The organism is Nostoc sp. LEGE 12454 (genome assembly GCF_056620565.1).
The window spans coordinates 1-17,386 of the sequence record NZ_JBWQXL010000075.1; the positions used below are offsets into that span (position 1 = coordinate 1).

Here is a 17,386-nt window from a genome sequence, read left to right on the forward strand (position 1 = left end):
AATCGTACTTGTCTTGAATGCTTTCTACTACCTGCTTATCAGACATATAAGCCTTTAATTCGGTTACATTCCGATCATCTAACCATTCGGCAAATTGTTCAAGTTATTTTTACATGATGCCTTAGAGAGGGATAAACTCTCTAGGCGTAACTGCCATGACTTTCAATCCCAGACAAACAACCATTAAATTTCTTAGACAAATAGGCTTTACCACCGGAACCAAAATTTGGCTCAGGATTTCTTGGGATTTGCCCATAGAAATGATACCTGAAAACTGGAATAACTACTGTCGCAATGGTCAATTTGTCTACTCCCACTACATTCTCTGCGGTAAAATCACCCAGCAAGGATTTCAACTCTACTCCTGTACTTACGGAGGTCGAGACAAACAAGGCAATACCTGCTGGCGACTGACACCTAAACGCTATGCTGATGGTTGGGCATTGGCATTTAAAATGTCATATCTTGGTGCTACAGTCAGCTTTTACCCCAACCAACCAGACAAGGGAATCAGCAATCACCACGTTAGTCAATGCCAATGTTTGTTCTACGAAATTGATGATTTGGCATTGAGTGAGCAGCGACAAGCTGTAGACTGGCTAAAGGACGAAATGAACTTGGAACCCGCCGCCGTAGTTTATACAGGTGGAAAATCCCTGCACGTTTACTTTAAATGCAGCCATTCCTTAAATCCTGCTGAATGGCTGTACCTCAATCGCCAACTGACGATTATCCAAAACGCAGATCCAGCCATTTGCAACTTAGCTCGTTCCATGAGACTGCCAGGTATGCTTCGCAGACGGGTGGTGGATGGAATATTGAGTGCAACCATCCCCATTACCCTAGAGCATTGGTCAAACTGTCAGTACAATGTGGAAGAACTAGAAACCGCATTTGATTCTACAGCCTTATTTCCCTACGAACTTTCTGAGCAACGTTGGCGCAAGTGGGTGCAACTTCTCACAAGAGCGAAAAATGGAGAAGTTATCGACCCACAAACAGCGTTACTGCAACCTTCTGTGACTGTCCCTCGCTCAACCTTGCATTGCCGACGAGGAACAGTAATACAGGCTACAACCAGAGATAATGGCTCATCTCTTAAACAACTACGCGCTAGCGGAGTGTCTGTTCCTTTGTCTATTTGTTTAACAAAGAGCGATCGCACTTTACTAACTTATGGCGAATTCGAGGGAAACAGAAACAATGCTGGCTACAAATTAGCTCGTAACCTACTGGGTACATCTAATTTACTCACTAGAAACCGAATCGCTTATCATCCCGAACCACGCCAACTATTTGACCGATATTGCGATCGCTGTACACCTCCACTTGAATCAACTGAGGCGGATACAATTTGGCACAGTGCGAATAAAACAACAGCCTTTGCCAGTCGGGATTTTGGCTCTATCGCTATGAGCATTTGTAAGTGGAAGTCACACCGCAAATCAAAAAAGCAATGCGTCAGAAAACCAAAAAGATTAGTTAACGCGAGGTTGACAAAATCGATCTAATACCCTTCCAATTTTTACCCATAATCTACCGTGTACACATATCTTTGTACAGGATTAAAACGGTGTGGAACAACTCCAAAATACTTGTGTGTACATGGTAGCCCTATTCTGGGGAGACTATATGACTATTAAAGATGAGTATTGAAAGTACTATCTCTAGTTTTACTTTACCATTTTTGGTAAATAAGACTGACGATAATTGTTCTTAGCCATCAGCCTAGCCTCACGCTTTGTCCACTGTTTTTGTAAAGGGACATCAGCCAATCTTTGTAATAATATGAATACACTATCATCTCCAGTCAACCGAGCGATGATTTGAGCGATCGCCTTACAACAACTCCAAGGATGACGCACTACCTGAACTTCTGCAAATCTCACTACACCCCAATTGCGCTCCAAGAAAAAACGGTTACGGATTTTATCGTCATCAACATCAATGCAGTGGTGAGGTTTACCTGTATCTCCAGCATAAGGTTCATCAATCTCAATATCGAGAGCTAACCCAGAAAACCGATGGTAAAGGATAAAATCAGCCGAGTAACGTCGAGATGAACCAGGAATTTCAAATTCCACCGCTTGACAGATAAGATTCTCTAGAAAAGCACACAGTAAATGGCGAAAAAATTGCTTTTCACTGACACCTTGCTTGGCCGTACCATTTCCATTTGGTAATTGAACACATCCTTGAAACGAAGCTTTCAAATGCTCCTGACTTGTAGAATCTTTAGTGTATAAACGTCTCACTAGTGGTGGATAAAGAATAATTGGATAGTACCCAGTAAACATAACCACACGTTTGTTAAACTTTTAGCAATCAAGAAGAACAACATCAAGACAATAACTAGAATTTATCTAATCTAATATCCTTCCAAATATCAGAAACTTGCCATCCCGTCTTACCAACAGAAAGGACTATAGGATTATCACGCGCTGGAATATAGTTAGCTTCCTTATTACTTCCACCTATTTGTGGCTGTTCTTCAAGCATTGGTTCTTGCATATTAATAATGTCAATTTGAAAATTATGTTCTTGTGTTTCCTCGATGATTTTTGTTTCTTGGAGTAGCTTTTCCGATTTTTTGATGAGCTTCATATCTATTTGTAGTTTTAACGCTTGATATTGACAAAATAACAATAATCTGAAATTAAGTTAATTCCTAAAAACTTGGGAGAATACCAACACAGATAGGTGCGCTATCGCGCCAAAATTGATGGCGTTACACAACCAAAACAATGCAACAATTAACAGCTATTTTAACAAAACTTAAACCTAAATTTGTTGCTCCTCCGATTTTAAATTTTCAGCCTACACAAGAAAATGCTTCCAATTTATCTTTCAATACTAATTTAGATTCAGGCACTATAGCTATATTAGAACAGATTGAAGCTGAATATGAATATTACCAAGTTTGTGAGGAGTGGTAGTCATGAATTTAGCACTCGCTCAACAATCCTTAGCAGGACTTTCCCAAACTGCTGCTCATCTCTGGGAACAGCTAACTAATTGCCAGACTCCTGAAGAAGAAGCTGCTATCATCACCGCTATTTGGGAAACTCAGGAAGTTCAAGAAGAAGTTGTTGATATCCAAGCAGAATTAGCATTACAACTGGATGCTGAAATAGTGGCTATTAAGCAACGACTAGAACATCTAAAAGCTGTACATCAATCAGCACTGTTAAGACTAGAACGCTGGCGACAAAAATTAGATGAAACTATTTTAGAACAAACCGCCGCAGGAATTCTACCTGAGCAAATGATTGGTAATTCACTTCGCATCACAATTCAAGAAAATCCGCCAAGTTGTGAGGTGCTGATAGATGCAGAACAATTGTCTCCAAAATACCGCAGAGAAAAGACTGTTTACTCAGCAGACAAGAAAGCTATTATTGCTGCTTGGAAGAAAGGTATTCCTGTAGATGGCACTCACATCATACGTAAGCGCCGAGTTATCTATGCTTTGACAGCAACAGCAATTCATGACTTCAAAGACTCTCTTTTAACTTAACAATAGCTTTAACTGATTTATCAGCCAACAGCAGGGATTTTACTGTTTTGTTGGCTGCTACTTATAACTATTTTTTGATACTTAAGTAGGTTGGCACTAGGAAAGTGAAATATGTTCAAACGTAAGTTAATTAAGCCTCGTTTCTAAAATAAATAGTGTTTCATCTGTTTCTCTAATTGCTCATTTTTAGCCAACCAAACACCTGAGCTACAGTTAACTCCAAGTTTATCCCGGCTAACACTGGCAAACGCTCATCACCCTGTAAAAGTTCTGGTTGCTGATTTGGACGGAAGACCAAAATTGAACGATCTTCTGGGTCTATTAACCAACCTAATTGGCAACCATGATCTAAGCAATAGAGAATATTGCCTGTGACTCGATTTGAACTTTGTTCGGGAGAAAGAATTTCAATTGTCCAGTCTGGAGGAAGCAGAAAATCGTTGGGTGCTTCCCCATCAGCAGCAAAGGGAATACGCGACCAGTTGAAAACCGCTACATCAGGTACTATTGAGCGGATACCAAAACTACACCGCAGTTCTGGAAAGGCATAAGCAACATGAAGGCTTTCGGCAACATCGTTGATACTGTTGCACAACCTTAACTGTAATCGGCTATGCTTCCCTTTTGGCATTGGCTTCTGAATAATCTCACCATTAATGTAAACGCTTGCAGGCTTTGTTTCTGGTAGCTTGAGAAACTCCTCCAGAGTCAGGGATTGGGTAATTACCGTAGACATGGCTCAGTCGAGAAAAGCAGAGGGGATATGTTTTAGTCTAGCAGTACCCTACTCTCAAAAACAGTTTCAACTTCTGGCTACCGCCACAACCGCTTGCACACCAGTTAACAAGGCTAAAAAAGCTATGACCGCAAAATGGCTAACACCAGAACAGGCCATTGTCAAAGCCAACCTCACTGTTACATCTGAAACCTTAAAATCTTATATCTCAGAACAACAGGGAAAAACCACTGCTGAAGAACAGTTCCAAGCTTTAGGATTGCTATTTGACAGGGAACGTTTGCGTGCAGGTAAACCTAACTTCTTGCAACTTTTAGAACCAGTAAGTGATGAAAATAGCTACGCCGAAGATGAAATCGACTCTCATGAGTTAGACGACGATGACATAGAAACATCTGCTACCAACAAGGTAAATCAACTAGAACCATTTATTTTCGAGCAATGCAAAGTTCAAATCGTTATCACGCTACTACCTACAGAACAAACAGGAGATAGACCTGTAATGATTGCTGCCAGTAGTCACGGTGATTTCCCTGTAGTTACCATCCTCAATCAAGAAGAACTCGGTGATTTTCCACCTGCAATTGTTCAATTACTGGACGAACTCAAAGCCGATTTTCCTAATCGCCAAATTCGCCGGAATATAGCCCAGACTAAAGCTGTCAAAACCAATAAACCGCCCACTACCCAGACTCCAGTTCGCATGGAGACTGCTAGATCAGATACTACTAAACCAGCAAGTAATACTACGCAAATATCACTTTTTTAAATGCCATGACTACTACAAATAATAACAAATTACTTGTCATCTACGAAGGTCAACAACACTGGATTCCAGAAGTGATCGCGGTTGACGACCAATTACTACGGGATGCCTTCACTCCTCTTTGCGCTGAACTGGCAAACGCAGACATTGAGCGGAAACCAGGAGAACCCATTCACATCATCAAGAAGCCCGGTAAAAAAGGTACTTCTTCTCTAGATTGCCTGATAGTCGCTCCTGAAGAAATCAACCCCGCAGTCCAAATGTGCTACCAAATGCGTCAACGTCAGGTCATCACTGGAATTGACTGGCAAAATGCAGGACAGCTATCAGTCCAGATTGAAGAGGCGATCGCAGCTGGAACAGAATTTTCTGAGTCACTCAACCAAACCCTAAAATCCCTAACAGCCTGCACTCCCACCTCTAGCGCTATCCCTGAAGGTTTTTGAGTGCTGATAAAAGGAGTTGGAAATTGACTTTAGGGATAAATGATTATCCACATTACAGCAGTTAGCATTTCGATTGAAGTAGACCCCACACTCTACCTCTGTCTCTTTGTTATTCAATTCCGACCCCCATAATAACGAGTTGCACTAAAATATGTCTCACCTCGTACCCCTCAGTATGGCAGAGGCAATCTATAGTCTTTATCAGTGCCAATTTACCTTAGATGGCACAGAATCACTTGATTATCTAGAAACCCAACTCAACATTTACTCCTTACTAGCACTGTATCAGCACTATTTTCCCACCGAATGGAAAGCCAGCCAAGCCACTATTTACTCACCTACAGATGTAGATTGCCATAGTCCCAGAGAACTGGAATTCATTGTACTTATTTACACTCATCTGTTTCCGTTATCTCACTGGACTGTAGAAACAGCCTATGAACAAAGATTGCACAGCATTCCTATTACCCCAATGGGTATTGACTGGACAATGGATGGAGAAATTGAACATCTCAAAGATGGTTGGCAACTACTTTTACCTTTTAGCTATGACAGTCGCCGTTGGCTTGATGACATACACCCAGAAGGTAGCGATTGGTTTGATAGTGAATTTGCAATTCACGAAATTGCGTACAGTGACATCGACCACCCAGACAAAATTGACCACAAAAAACTGAAACAGCAGTGTCATCACTTAGATAATCCTTTAAAGTTTCTGCCTTTAACTTTAAAGCTGCTAGACCATGAAACTAAAAACCTTTGGCTGGACGAGTACGCAGACGATTATTACTACCAACTTTACTGCGCCTCTCTACCTTGGTCAAAAGCATCTATTGATTTGCTCACCAGAAAATGGCTGCAAGCAAACCGAATGCTGAACTGTGCAGCCAACTTAATTGATTGGCTAGAAGCAGACTTAAAACCTCATGCTCAAATCCTACTAAAACTATGGAAACAAGCATTGAAACCACGTTAATCGACGTTACATCTACAGCAATTCTATCCAGCGAAATTCTACTAGCAATTTTGGCAGACCCTCCCCGAAAATCTCCAGTAATTCAAGCAGAATTGCTGTTTTTGGATGGCATTTACATCTTCCACCACCGAGACAAAGAAATTGCCGATGCTCATATTTACAAATGTATCTCACCCGCAGCCCTAAGAACTGCTTTCAGCAACGAACCAATTGATACTGGTTGGATGGAACCAGGAATTGTGCGCTGGGGTACGGGCAGTACAGACACATATTTGGTAAAATTTATCCCACCAGCCACTCATACAATCAATTGTGATGAACTTGCATCTTTAACCGTTCCGCTACCTGCAATAGTTTTTGTGGGCAAGGGATTAAAGTACTGGGTTTGGGCAATTCAAGAACAGGAGTTTACCCCTCAAGCAGCAGCTTTTCATGTGCCACTACCCAATGTCTACAGTTCTGGACAGGTGTGTTGGGGAGTGAACGAACCACCTGCTGCTAATGGTCTATCAATTAACCATGCTTGGAATTTGTTTATTTCCAGTATTTTCACCAACCATTTAACAATAAGTAAATCACAAAAATACCGCAAGGATGTTCGCCAGCAACTTCTAAAACTGCACAAAAGATGTAGACGCGCAACCTATCCTGTATCTGACCTTGTGCCTATCGGCAATCAGAAAAGTGTCGCTATGCTTGTGCAGGAAATCCTCGATGAACCCATTGCTTGAGGGCATTATTGGTTACAAAATTGTCACAACTTCATCTCTGCCAACACACACCAGTAGTGGACTAGAGTACCTTTATGCCGGAAATGGCATCTTTGCTAGAGCCATTCGTCCTGGCATAGAGGTATTAATGCCTATTTGCTTGTGTTCCCAAACTATCAAAGGGCTACCTCACCTAACACCTTATCTCAAAGTCACTCCTTTAATTCCCAAACCGCTACTACTGGAAATGTGGCGGTCGAGTTATCAAGCTGGCAATCAATTTCATGAAATTCTCTTTCACCTCCACTGTGCTGATGCAGACTGGGATTTACAAGTCCCAGAGCAAATTCAAACTCTAACTAGCTGCCAACCAACTCATTCTGGCAGTGACTCTTCCCACCAGAAAGCGGCTGTAGACATCCATTCCCACGGTTCCTTACCTGCCTTTTTCTCTACCACCGATAATGCTGATGAATCTGGCTTTCGCATCTATGGAGTACTAGGTAGAATTAATACCCTGAAACCAGAGATTAAATTACGGGTTGGTCTGTTTCGCCACTGTTGGGATGTACCTGCTAGAGCAGTGTTTGACATCGACCGAGACTTTTTTATGGTTGATGTCTCACTTTCATCTGGCTGTAAATTTTACAGTACCGATGTACCGCCTGTAAATGTGATGGAGAAGCTATGGAGATGAATTTCAATTTAGCAAATGCTTGTCTCCTCACCAATACTTATATCAACTTTAACCAAGCTTACTATGGAGCTAAATCTTGATTTGGCAAATGCTTCTCCTGTCGTGACTGTCAACTACTCGAAAATAGAACTGTGGCTAGTTGGATGCGGCGGTACTGGTTCTTGGTTGGCTCCTTCTTTGGTTCGGTTAGGTAGAGTTCTTTCTCAGCAAGGTAAACAGGTGAAACTCTACTTTGTTGACCCGGATCGTGTTGAGTCGGCTAACGTTTTACGCCAGTGCTTCTGTGATGCAGAAATTGGACTCAACAAAGCCAAAACGTTGGCGTTGCGCTACTCCCTGGCTTGGAAGATGGAAGTTACAGCGATCGCTCAACCTTTCCAATCCAAATGGATTGTTCCCAGTTACAATACCCTGATTGTTGTCACTGCTTGCGTAGATAATGCCAAAGCCAGAAAGTCAATTACCCAAGTACTTCAGCACAACACTCATCGCCCTGCGCCTCACATTTGGCATTTAGATTGCGGTAACTCCAAGCGTAGTGGTCAGGTACTATTAGGTTCTCATCTGTCTACTAACCCCAATGACTATGATTTCGAGGCTTTGGGCTGCTTTCGCTTACCTGCGCCAACTATACAGCAACCTGACCTACTGGTTTCACAACTAGAAGAGTTGGCAGACAACAACTTGTCCTGTGAACAAATGGCCTTGCTTAATAGCCAGTCCTTGAGCATTAACCAGCGAGTTGCTGCGGAAGCCTTTGATTATTTGTTGCAATTGACGACGGGAAAACTACGACGATTTGCTACTTATTTCGACTTAGAAAGTGGTAGCGGAAAATCCTTGTATACAACGCAAGTTAGTATTATGCAGACGATTCTCCTCGGTCAATCCTGCGCGTAGGCGTAGCCCGCATTTCTCCACGAGACGCTGCGCGTAGCTTGCTTCCACATTTGCGTAGCGTCCCGTAGGGAAGTGGTACGACAAAGCTCAGTGACCGTCGTAGACATCGCTCCCCTCTCAAGTTAACAATCAAGCACTGTACAGCAGCTTCTGTACAGTGACTTCAATTAAGCAAACCAGCCCGCAACGCTAATACAGCTGCTTGGGTGCGATCGCTTGCACAAAGCTTGTTCAAAACCCCACGCACATATACTTTTACACTTCCCAAGCTGAGATAGAGTTTCTGGGCAATCTCGTTATTGCTATAGCCTTGGACAATTAACTCTAAGACTTCCAGTTCCCGATTTGTCAATGGATCTGCTTGCAGAATGCTTGCTTGTTCTGGATCAATTGCAGAGATCGTCACCGTCTGAGTAGCATTCGGTTTCACCATAGCCGCCGCTCCTTGACGAGTATGCTTGAGAACAATACGAGCGATCGCTGGATCAATCCAAGACTGACCTTCATGGGTGATATGCAGCGCTTCCAGCAACAACTCGAACTTAATTGTCTTCACACAGTAAGAGTCTGCCCCAGCTGCAAACGCTGCCAGTACCATCTGCTCTTTGGCAAACGAAGTAAGCATTATTACTTTAGTTTGTGCAGTAGTTTCCGACACTAGAGATTCCCGAAACTGGTGCACCAGCCATATTCCGTCTCTATCCGGCAAGCCAATATCAACGATCGCTATGTCTGGTTTTGTACTTTGGAGCAGTTTCAACCCATTAGATGCTGTAGCTTCATCACCCACGACTTGAATACCTTCTTGCTCGTTGAGAGAACTACGCATCCCAATCCGCGTTAAGCTGTGGTCTTCAATAATTGCTACTCGAATATCTCCCATCATTTACCTCAGCAGCTTGGTAACTATACTTTTTTAACTGTCGAATATGGTTTCAAGGAAAGGATTACTCCATTGGACGAAAAATTTTAGCTATTTAGCCAAAATGTGGCTATTGAGATGCAAAGCGGCATTTCAATGTTATTAAACCTTATCTAGGTTGAAACCAGTAGTTTTTACAGTATTGGCTGAAAAGTTCATATATCAAGGGCTACATATCTCAACTAGCTGTTGAAAAAGCTCCAGTGTTCAAAATGGACATCGTTTAATCTGAAAATTCTCTGAAAAAATCTTCCTAAAGTATAAAAAAATATAAAAGCACTGAAGTTAAACTGAAACCAATACAGTTTATTCTGACTTGTGTCCACATCACACTTAGAGGAGGATGTAGCTTATTTTTAAGTGAGAACCTTGGCTCTTACACATAACATAGCCAGATTAACAATTCGTAATTACGTTATGCATGGAAATTTAGACCTCAATCATAAGGTTGTGACCTGTAGAGATGGGAGACTATAACCAGTTTCTTAATTACCAATTACGTAGCTTGCTTCTCGTTAGAGGCGAGTATTACGAATTAGTAATTATATTGACCAATGCCTTGACTTTTAGAAAAATCTGATGAATCTTCATCGCTGCGTAGTGGTTAGCATGGCGCTTGAAAATACACTTTTGACAACAAAATTTAGCTTTATTATTTTTTTCTCTGCTCAAAAGAAATTAGGTTTATCAAAGGCGTTTTATGAACACTTTATCTTGGAATATAACTTCAGAACAAAGAAACCAAAGAATTCTGCTGGTGGATGACTCAGCTGACAGCCTCCGCTTGCTGCAAGTCACTTTGAAGCTGAAGGGATACAACGTGATCATAGCCGACAGTGGTGCTGAAGCATTGGTAAAAATTGCTGAATATCCTCCCGATTTAGTACTGCTTGATGTAGTGATGCCGGATATGGATGGCTATGAAGTTACTCGGCAAATTAAGCACAATTCAAACTTACCTTTTATCCCAATTTTGCTGGTGACAGGTTCTGAAAAATCAAGTGTCGTCAAAGGTTTAGATGCAGGTGCAGATGAATTTATTTGCAAGCCGGTAGATAAGAAGGAATTACTGGCCAGGGTGCGGGCTTTGTTGAGACTGAAACACAGTATGGACGAACAACTGTTCCTTAGTCAGCGACGGGAAGATTTTGTGACCCGCCTCACTCACGATCTGCGAACTCCGTTGATAGCTGCTGACCAATTCCTAAAGTTGCTGCAAAGAGGTGTTTTTGGCAATACCTTATCAGCAATGCGTGAATCTTTAGAACAAATGGCTCAGAGTAACCAAACTTTGTTGTCAATGGTCGATACCTTATTAGAAGTTTACCAGTATGAAGCTGGAGGCAAAACTTTGGATTTCTTTGTGGTTGATCTGTGGGAATTATGTCAGCAAGTAGTGCAAGAACTAATGCCTTTGGCTAATGTTAAACATTTAACTCTCAAAGCTGTCTTGACAGAGGGTACTGAAGCTTCTTTAGTTAGGGTTAAAGGCGATCGCCTGGAACTACGCCGACTCCTCACTAACTTAGTTGGTAACGCCATTCGCTTCTGTGATGCTGGGTCAGTAGAAGTTCGCCTCAATTCCACTGTTCAAGGGGTAACGATTGAAGTAGAGGATACAGGTATTGGCATGAATCCAGAAGAACAATTACTCTTATTTGATCGCTTTCGACAGGGCAAGCATCAACGCCGGGGGAACGGTTTAGGATTATATTTGTCCCGTCAAATTGTTGAAGTCCATCAAGGGAATATCTCTGTTTCATCGACTGTTGGGAAAGGCAGTATCTTCACAGTTTATTTACCTGTGCAAACAGCGTATTCAAAAATGTTATCAGCATAAAAAATTTGGTAAATCGAGCTTAAGGATTTGCACCGAAATAAACTACCTACTTTATCAAAAAACTGATAATCAAGGTTTTCAGTTATTCAAAAAGGTAACTTATTAATGCGTGCCTCTTAAGGGAAGTTTTACCAAGATTCATCTGGTTCAGGTGGACGCCAACCACGAGTAGTTGAACTTTCATCACCTAGTCTATCAATTGCCCCAGGACTGCTATTGAGAAATTCATCTAAATCTTCATATCCACTTGGATAATAAGAACCTGATGTAGGTTTGATAGGATTTTCCTTAATTATTATGCTTTCACCAGGTTTGAGATGAGCATATTCGGGGTAATGCTCATCTTGGGATATATCATCAGAAGGAACGATCAACTCATCTCCTGGTGAATCTGGGTCATCGTCATAAAGCATTACTAATAAACCATCTTCTAGCCGTTGAATTCTTTTATTCATAAAATCTAGTGGTAGCTTCAAAATTGTGTACTTTAAGTAACACAGTAGAAAAATTATGATACGATTAAAAGCGCTGTTTAGCTATTTAACTTTCTTGGAAGTCTGCTAGCAGAGCTAATACCGTATAAAATACCGTCTGCCATGAAATCAGTAAATTATCCACTTGGATGATTTTATCCAGTGTAATTTCGTGCCAAGGTGAATATTGGAGTCTCATGCTTGCTAGATAAGCTATCTAATAGATGATTGGTAATGGATTTAAGCACTAGAGTCTTAGAAGGTTCTGGTTTGAGCATACCTATCTTTGATGGGTCGTATAACAATGGTAAGGGGAGATATTTATCTGAACCAGAAATCATTAAAAATTCTCTGCTCGAACAGATGTTTGAAGCAGAAGATTTACAATCTCTACTACTGGTTAAAATTGACAGTAAAAATCCAGATGCCAACCATTTAAGACAAAGAACCTTTCAGGATGGAATCCGACGCAAGTTAGCTTTCAGTTCTGGCAATAGTTATTACTTTGCTGATGGTTCACTGCATAAAAAAATTAGACGCTTATTCGCTATAGAACCAGATACTGCCTGTCGCTATGGTTCTTTACTAGTTAGTAATTGCTACAAAGGCTCAGAAACTTTTACAGGGCTGCGAGTTAAAATTGTGGACTTTGAAGACCCACAGTATGCTCATTATAAAACAGGAGACTGTCACGGCAAGATTTCGCCTCAACTTGCCAAACAATTGGGAGGAGAAGGCAATTGTCCATTCCAATTTCGGTTTGCCTGGAGGAGTAATTGGGCTGAACCAGATAATTCTCAGTGCCCAAAAACCAGCTTCTTGTCCAAAGGTACTTTCCTACCCGATGCCAATTTGACTGATGCCCAAGGCTACGACATTATTATGGATCGTTCCTCAATTAAAGGCATTAAAAAGTCGGAACTCAAAAACTTAATACCCTGCGGTGACTATGAGTTTCCCCAAGCAGTAATCGGTAATCGAGGTAACGCCAAAGCCACCAGCTACGATAATAGTTGGCAGTTTACCATTTGGTACTCAGAAGAAGCAGTCAAAGAAGATTTGAGCAAACCCACCGAAGAAAAAGCTAGAGAACTTGCTGAGTTGCAGCGCAATCCCTTGGTGTTAGCAAAATATATCATTCAACAATATGACAAACAACAGCGATCGCAGCAAGAGCAGTCAGAAGAAGCTTTTAACGAAATTGAGGGTAATGCTAACAACCAAGCACAGGAATCTCGTTGGATTTCCCTACTCCGCAGCGATAAATATGGTCAATTGATTGAAACCCCCAAATTCCGCAAGTTTGCTACCGATTACATAGCCAATCAATGGCGTGACTTAGCGATTAAGGGAGGATACAACCATAATTCGGGTATGGCAATGCCATGCGATCGCCTAACTCGTGGCACAATCTGTGTACCCCATCTACCGGAAGGAGATGTAATTCTCACCCGTTACCCCATTGTCAACTCCGACAACATCCGCCTCTACCAAAACATCCACGACCCAGAATTGAGAAAAACTCGCAATGTAGTTTGGATTCACCCGAAGGATGCCGAGGAATACCACCAAGCCGATTTTGACGGCGACCAATTAATGGTCAGTTCTGCCAGTAAACTGCCTAATATTGCTCAAGAAACTCTTCGCGCAGGTGAACCGGGAAGATTTGAGCCAGTTAAACAACGCCCTAAGCTCGCGTATACGGAAATCAGAGATGAAGAAGGCAACTTAAAATACAAAAATTTAGCAGAGATTGCTGCTGCCAGCAGTCAAAATAAAGTAGGGCTAGTAGCAACAAATATTGGGCGTGTACAGTCATCGATGCCCCAAGATAATGAGAATGTAGAGCGCTTTGAAAAACGACAAAGGAAGCTACTAAACCGTCTATTTCAGGCACTTCAGGTTGAGGTAGATTCGCCCAAAAGTGCAGAAAGATTGGAAGATATCAAGGAAATAGGTGGGGAAAATTTACTCGCCGATGCCAAAAAATGGTCAGAGTCTCACCCCAGTTACTTCTTTGACTTTAAGAAAGATGAACGGCTTTATCGCTCCTTTGCCATGCCTGCGGATGCACCTGGCTCAATTAACGTTATTGCCAGAGAAGTTGTCAATCCTTTGTGGGAACCAACACGCATTCCTAGCAGAGATAGGCATGAGTTTCGCTACCTGTTTCCTAAAGAGACGCTATCTGTAGATGCCTTGGAATGGGCAGAAGAACTGAAAACAAGGTTTCAGCAAGCTAGAGACGAAATTAAGGAACGGGTGGGAGATGACAGGGAAGCATTTAATGAGGAACTAGGGAAGCTCTACGAAAGCTATCGGGCAGAAATTGATGAATTATTCACCACTTCAGAGGAACGATTTGTAAGTCGTGCGGACAGGCTCCACCAATGCGTAGCGTCTCGCAGAGAAGGGGCGGCGGCACTGTGGCACACACAACACACCCGCCCAGAATTAGATCGGCATCGCAAAGACTGTTTAAAGCTGGCAGAACAGATGGAAATTACGTTTTCGTTTCAGCACGATTATGAACTGCCAAGCGTTGCATTACCACAGGATATTTATGTTTTGAGTGTTCCTTTCGGTGCAGGTGCTATTAAATGGAAAGAATCTTTAGAACAAAAGGGAATTAAATTTGATGCCACTATTCATCCTCAATTACCTCTGATTGAATTTGCTTTGAAAGACTTATCCCCCAAAGTAGTTGATAAATTAACTGCTAAATTTGGCGAAAACATTAACGATTTAGATGAACTTAATATCCCGAAGGATTTGAGAATTATTCCTCCAGCAGATCATAGTTGGGCAACATCACGTCAGGATTCAGGTGTTGGTGCTTTGGCATATAACCTGTTTACAGAGGAAGTATGTCAACAGCTTCAGGATTTTCAGTTTGATGAAATTAAAGTGTTGGGTATCAAATACAACGACTTTGCTAATGAAAACTTTGCTAGTAAGCAATGGAAAAAGCGCAGTGTTACTCTGGAAGTAGGAGTTTTTGAGTTACCCGAATCACACCCAGAATTTTATCGTTACAACGGTACACCAATATTACAGATTGATAGCAAGAATTTAGGCACTTTTGCTCCTGACAGTCCGAAACTGCCGATTAGTGCTACATTTGCAGCTACTTTGCAACCAGATGGCTCTAGTGTTATCCTCAAGGTTAATCCTGAGTCAATCAATCTGCCAGAAGTTCCATTACCGGAATCAGAACCAAAGTTAGATACTGCTGTGCAATTCCGAGCCATTCACCGTGAACTCTGGCGTAAAGAAATGTTTGATAATTTAGTAGGGGCGATCGCTACTACCTACGAACAGCGACAAGCCAATCAATCTGCAAGTAATGAAATTGAGCAGTTTAAAATTGGTAGCCATTGGACTGCTTATGTGCAACCCAGTGGTGATTTTATTGTTCGGAATGAAGGTAAACGGACGATTTGTCGAGGTAATCTCCAGACGGGTGAGGAGATATTTCCACTTTCAGAAGAACGTGCGAGTGAGCTAGAAGTGATGATTTTAGAGAGAGAGCGATTACTTCACAGAAAACATGAGTTATCACATAATAGACACCATGTTAGCAGTCAGGATATAGAGTTGAACTAAAGTGGTAAATAAAATTATTTAAATGCGTAAAATAGTATAGGCGCTTTTATAAATTTACGATTAACTTTAAAACCCCAATAAGACTTTTTCTTAAAAAATATTGATTTTAGAGTAGCTTTTCTTTGATATATTAAAGATATTTTCAAACCGAAGTAAAGCCCATAAAAATGGTGTATCAAATAAAGGATATTTGCAGATGTGGCTTAGGTATGGTGTTGCTCAGGAGAAAACCTTAGTCTCAATTGAAGATGTTAAGCCTGGGAAAACTCAGCTAACGTGTCCCTAATGTGGTCATGAGTTGGCAGCAAAGAAAAGCTATGAATTTATCAAACTTATCATTAAAATTGGAGTTGGCTATTTGCCTGATTGCAGCGTAAGCCTATCCATAAATGACAGATATTTTTTATCAAGTGTATCAGTTTTTCAATGATGTTTGCATCGGTATTCAAGGAAATTATTAATTAATGAGTTTATCTACTTTACCTATAGAATTTGAATTAGCCGCCGCCAAAATATTATCTGCTCATTATCCAAACTCTCGCTTTAAATTAACAGCAGAAATTGAAAAAGGTTTTATAACAATTGATTTTCAAGGCTACTTTACCGAAAATTTTAATCCGAAAAATCGTCCTTATTCTAATCCTATTAGTGAAGTTTATCGAAATAATAAGGTTGATTTTCGGCTATTTTGGTCTGGTGAACATCTAGCGTTATCGGGATGGTGGAGAACTGCAATTCTATCGCTTGAGTACACTCCCATACGGCAAGAGTGGTTGAATGAAGATGGGGAGGAAATTTCTCGTCCCTATCCAGACGGTGATAAGTTTGAGGCAATTGCTAATTCTTTGTACCCAATCTTACAACAGTATTTTCCTATTTGAAGATTACCTTTAAAAAGAAGAGCAGAGTTAAAAATGATAGTTGCTAAAATAAATCAGCTAATAATCTCTGACAAAATAAAAATTTACTTCTCTATTAAAGAGCTAATTCAATTAATAGAAACGCGGATAGTGGAATTAGATGAAAATCTAGAATTAACCACTGAAGATATTTTTGAGATTGTGTGCCTAGAATATCACCTAAATGCTGATTTTATAGAACAAGAGCTAAGTTGTAAATGCCCATTTGCATTAGCTGGCTTTTTAAGTGAGTTAGAACAGACAGAAATTTTTGATTATTTAACACTTAATTAATTTATTACCTCTCTTATAAAGTAAAATAAACAATAAGCTTTTGACCACCGACACAGACACTTAATAATTATTAATTTTGACCATGAACCGCTCGGAAATAGCTCGGAAGATTGTTAAAGAATGTGGTATTGAGCTAACCGAAAAACAAGAACAGTATGTTATTGCTTATCCCTTTTCGCCTGATGTCTTCCCCGTTGCCATAGGTGACGATGGAGGCATTGTTTTTTATGAATGTGAAGTGCCCATTACAAGAGAAGGTGATTTAATTCAAGTCGGTCATAGATACGATACTACTGATGAAGATAATATGTTAGTTAAGTCAATGGAATTAAAGAGGTATACAGCCTCTTTTAGATGGTACATAACTGTAGTTGATTCTGATGATTATGAGTGGCCGATGTTAGTTTGGGAATTTAAACGTATTTCCTTTTAATCTTAGGATTTTTTTTCCCCGATAGCCTTAACTAACATACAAACTTGGCATCACCGTGCCAAAACGGGAAAATTGTACGCTAAGGCTAAAAGCCTTCCCCCATAAGCATCTTAGCCACCCATTTTTCAATAACACCCGTAAGTAAGATTGAGCCTCCTATAGGTGTACTTT

At 40.9% G+C, this 17,386-nt stretch carries 20 protein-coding genes; 14 read left to right on the plus strand and 6 right to left on the minus strand.

What is annotated here, in order from left to right:
* Positions 1-155: 155 nt before the first annotated feature.
* Positions 156-1,511, plus strand: coding sequence for a hypothetical protein (locus AC1F2U_RS33200; RefSeq protein ID WP_480265008.1), 1,356 nt, complete (start codon positions 156-158; stop codon positions 1,509-1,511).
* Between the two features lie 162 nt (positions 1,512-1,673).
* On the opposite strand, the gene AC1F2U_RS33205 is transcribed toward AC1F2U_RS33200, so the two are convergent.
* Both AC1F2U_RS33205 and AC1F2U_RS33210 read right to left on the minus strand, forming a co-directional pair.
* On the minus strand, positions 1,674-2,297 hold the full coding sequence (locus AC1F2U_RS33205; protein WP_480265009.1) for a hypothetical protein: 624 nt from the start codon (positions 2,295-2,297) through the stop codon (positions 1,674-1,676).
* Between the two features lie 55 nt (positions 2,298-2,352).
* Positions 2,353-2,604 carry a hypothetical protein gene (locus AC1F2U_RS33210; protein ID WP_414517131.1) on the minus strand — a complete coding sequence of 84 codons (252 nt, stop codon included), beginning with the start codon at positions 2,602-2,604 and terminating at the stop codon, positions 2,353-2,355.
* 140 nt (positions 2,605-2,744) lie between these two features.
* Between AC1F2U_RS33210 and AC1F2U_RS33215 the strand changes: the two genes are divergently transcribed.
* Both AC1F2U_RS33215 and AC1F2U_RS33220 read left to right on the plus strand, forming a co-directional pair.
* A complete protein-coding gene (locus AC1F2U_RS33215; protein ID WP_094353305.1) occupies positions 2,745-2,936 on the plus strand; it encodes a hypothetical protein in 192 nt (63 codons plus the stop codon).
* 2 nt (positions 2,937-2,938) lie between these two features.
* Positions 2,939-3,517, plus strand: coding sequence for a siphovirus Gp157 family protein (locus AC1F2U_RS33220; RefSeq protein ID WP_273770231.1), 579 nt, complete (start codon positions 2,939-2,941; stop codon positions 3,515-3,517).
* Positions 3,518-3,689: 172 nt separating this feature from the next.
* Here the strand turns inward: AC1F2U_RS33220 and AC1F2U_RS33225 are convergent, their stop codons facing one another.
* Positions 3,690-4,253, minus strand: coding sequence for a Uma2 family endonuclease (locus AC1F2U_RS33225; RefSeq protein WP_228675019.1), 564 nt, complete (start codon positions 4,251-4,253; stop codon positions 3,690-3,692).
* Here AC1F2U_RS33225 and AC1F2U_RS33230 point away from each other — a divergent pair.
* The 6 genes from AC1F2U_RS33230 to AC1F2U_RS33255 all read left to right on the plus strand — a co-directional run bounded on the left by AC1F2U_RS33230 (position 4,252) and on the right by AC1F2U_RS33255 (position 8,748).
* The gene (locus AC1F2U_RS33230; RefSeq protein ID WP_480265010.1) at positions 4,252-5,022 is read left to right on the plus strand and encodes a hypothetical protein; all 771 of its coding nucleotides are present in this window, start codon (positions 4,252-4,254) and stop codon (positions 5,020-5,022) included. The two genes, AC1F2U_RS33225 and AC1F2U_RS33230, sit on opposite strands and share 2 nt — an antisense overlap.
* A gap of 5 nt (positions 5,023-5,027) precedes the next feature.
* A complete protein-coding gene (locus AC1F2U_RS33235) occupies positions 5,028-5,465 on the plus strand; it encodes a hypothetical protein (RefSeq protein WP_480265011.1) in 438 nt (145 codons plus the stop codon).
* Positions 5,466-5,616: 151 nt separating this feature from the next.
* Positions 5,617-6,441, plus strand: a complete 825-nt coding sequence (locus AC1F2U_RS33240; protein WP_480265012.1) for a hypothetical protein — start codon at positions 5,617-5,619, stop codon at positions 6,439-6,441.
* On the plus strand, positions 6,414-7,172 hold the full coding sequence (locus AC1F2U_RS33245; RefSeq protein ID WP_480265013.1) for a hypothetical protein: 759 nt from the start codon (positions 6,414-6,416) through the stop codon (positions 7,170-7,172). Before AC1F2U_RS33240 ends, AC1F2U_RS33245 begins: the two co-directional genes overlap by 28 nt.
* On the plus strand, positions 7,156-7,848 hold the full coding sequence (locus AC1F2U_RS33250; protein WP_480265014.1) for a hypothetical protein: 693 nt from the start codon (positions 7,156-7,158) through the stop codon (positions 7,846-7,848). Before AC1F2U_RS33245 ends, AC1F2U_RS33250 begins: the two co-directional genes overlap by 17 nt.
* Before the next feature lie 63 nt (positions 7,849-7,911).
* Positions 7,912-8,748, plus strand: a complete 837-nt coding sequence (locus AC1F2U_RS33255) for a ThiF family adenylyltransferase (RefSeq protein ID WP_480265015.1) — start codon at positions 7,912-7,914, stop codon at positions 8,746-8,748.
* 163 nt (positions 8,749-8,911) lie between these two features.
* Here the strand turns inward: AC1F2U_RS33255 and AC1F2U_RS33260 are convergent, their stop codons facing one another.
* Positions 8,912-9,631, minus strand: coding sequence for a response regulator (locus AC1F2U_RS33260; RefSeq protein WP_480265021.1), 720 nt, complete (start codon positions 9,629-9,631; stop codon positions 8,912-8,914).
* A 739-nt stretch (positions 9,632-10,370) separates the two neighbouring features.
* Between AC1F2U_RS33260 and AC1F2U_RS33265 the strand changes: the two genes are divergently transcribed.
* On the plus strand, positions 10,371-11,510 hold the full coding sequence (locus AC1F2U_RS33265) for a hybrid sensor histidine kinase/response regulator (protein WP_480265016.1): 1,140 nt from the start codon (positions 10,371-10,373) through the stop codon (positions 11,508-11,510).
* 128 nt (positions 11,511-11,638) lie between these two features.
* Here the strand turns inward: AC1F2U_RS33265 and AC1F2U_RS33270 are convergent, their stop codons facing one another.
* Positions 11,639-11,965 carry a hypothetical protein gene (locus AC1F2U_RS33270; protein WP_480265017.1) on the minus strand — a complete coding sequence of 109 codons (327 nt, stop codon included), beginning with the start codon at positions 11,963-11,965 and terminating at the stop codon, positions 11,639-11,641.
* Positions 11,966-12,050: 85 nt separating this feature from the next.
* Positions 12,051-12,182 (minus strand): hypothetical protein, encoded by a 132-nt coding sequence (locus AC1F2U_RS33275; protein WP_258169890.1) that lies wholly within the window; start codon positions 12,180-12,182, stop codon positions 12,051-12,053.
* 35 nt (positions 12,183-12,217) lie between these two features.
* Between AC1F2U_RS33275 and AC1F2U_RS33280 the strand changes: the two genes are divergently transcribed.
* The 4 genes from AC1F2U_RS33280 (at position 12,218) to AC1F2U_RS33295 (ending at position 17,215) form a co-directional block, all read left to right on the plus strand.
* Complete coding sequence (locus tag AC1F2U_RS33280; protein WP_480265018.1) at positions 12,218-15,589, plus strand: RNA dependent RNA polymerase; 3,372 nt, start codon at positions 12,218-12,220, stop codon at positions 15,587-15,589.
* Positions 15,590-16,053: 464 nt separating this feature from the next.
* A complete protein-coding gene (locus AC1F2U_RS33285) occupies positions 16,054-16,470 on the plus strand; it encodes a hypothetical protein (RefSeq protein WP_409882986.1) in 417 nt (138 codons plus the stop codon).
* Between the two features lie 33 nt (positions 16,471-16,503).
* On the plus strand, positions 16,504-16,782 hold the full coding sequence (locus tag AC1F2U_RS33290; protein WP_480265019.1) for a hypothetical protein: 279 nt from the start codon (positions 16,504-16,506) through the stop codon (positions 16,780-16,782).
* Between the two features lie 82 nt (positions 16,783-16,864).
* Positions 16,865-17,215, plus strand: a complete 351-nt coding sequence (locus AC1F2U_RS33295) for a hypothetical protein (RefSeq protein WP_480265020.1) — start codon at positions 16,865-16,867, stop codon at positions 17,213-17,215.
* The last annotated feature ends 171 nt before the right edge of the window (positions 17,216-17,386 follow it).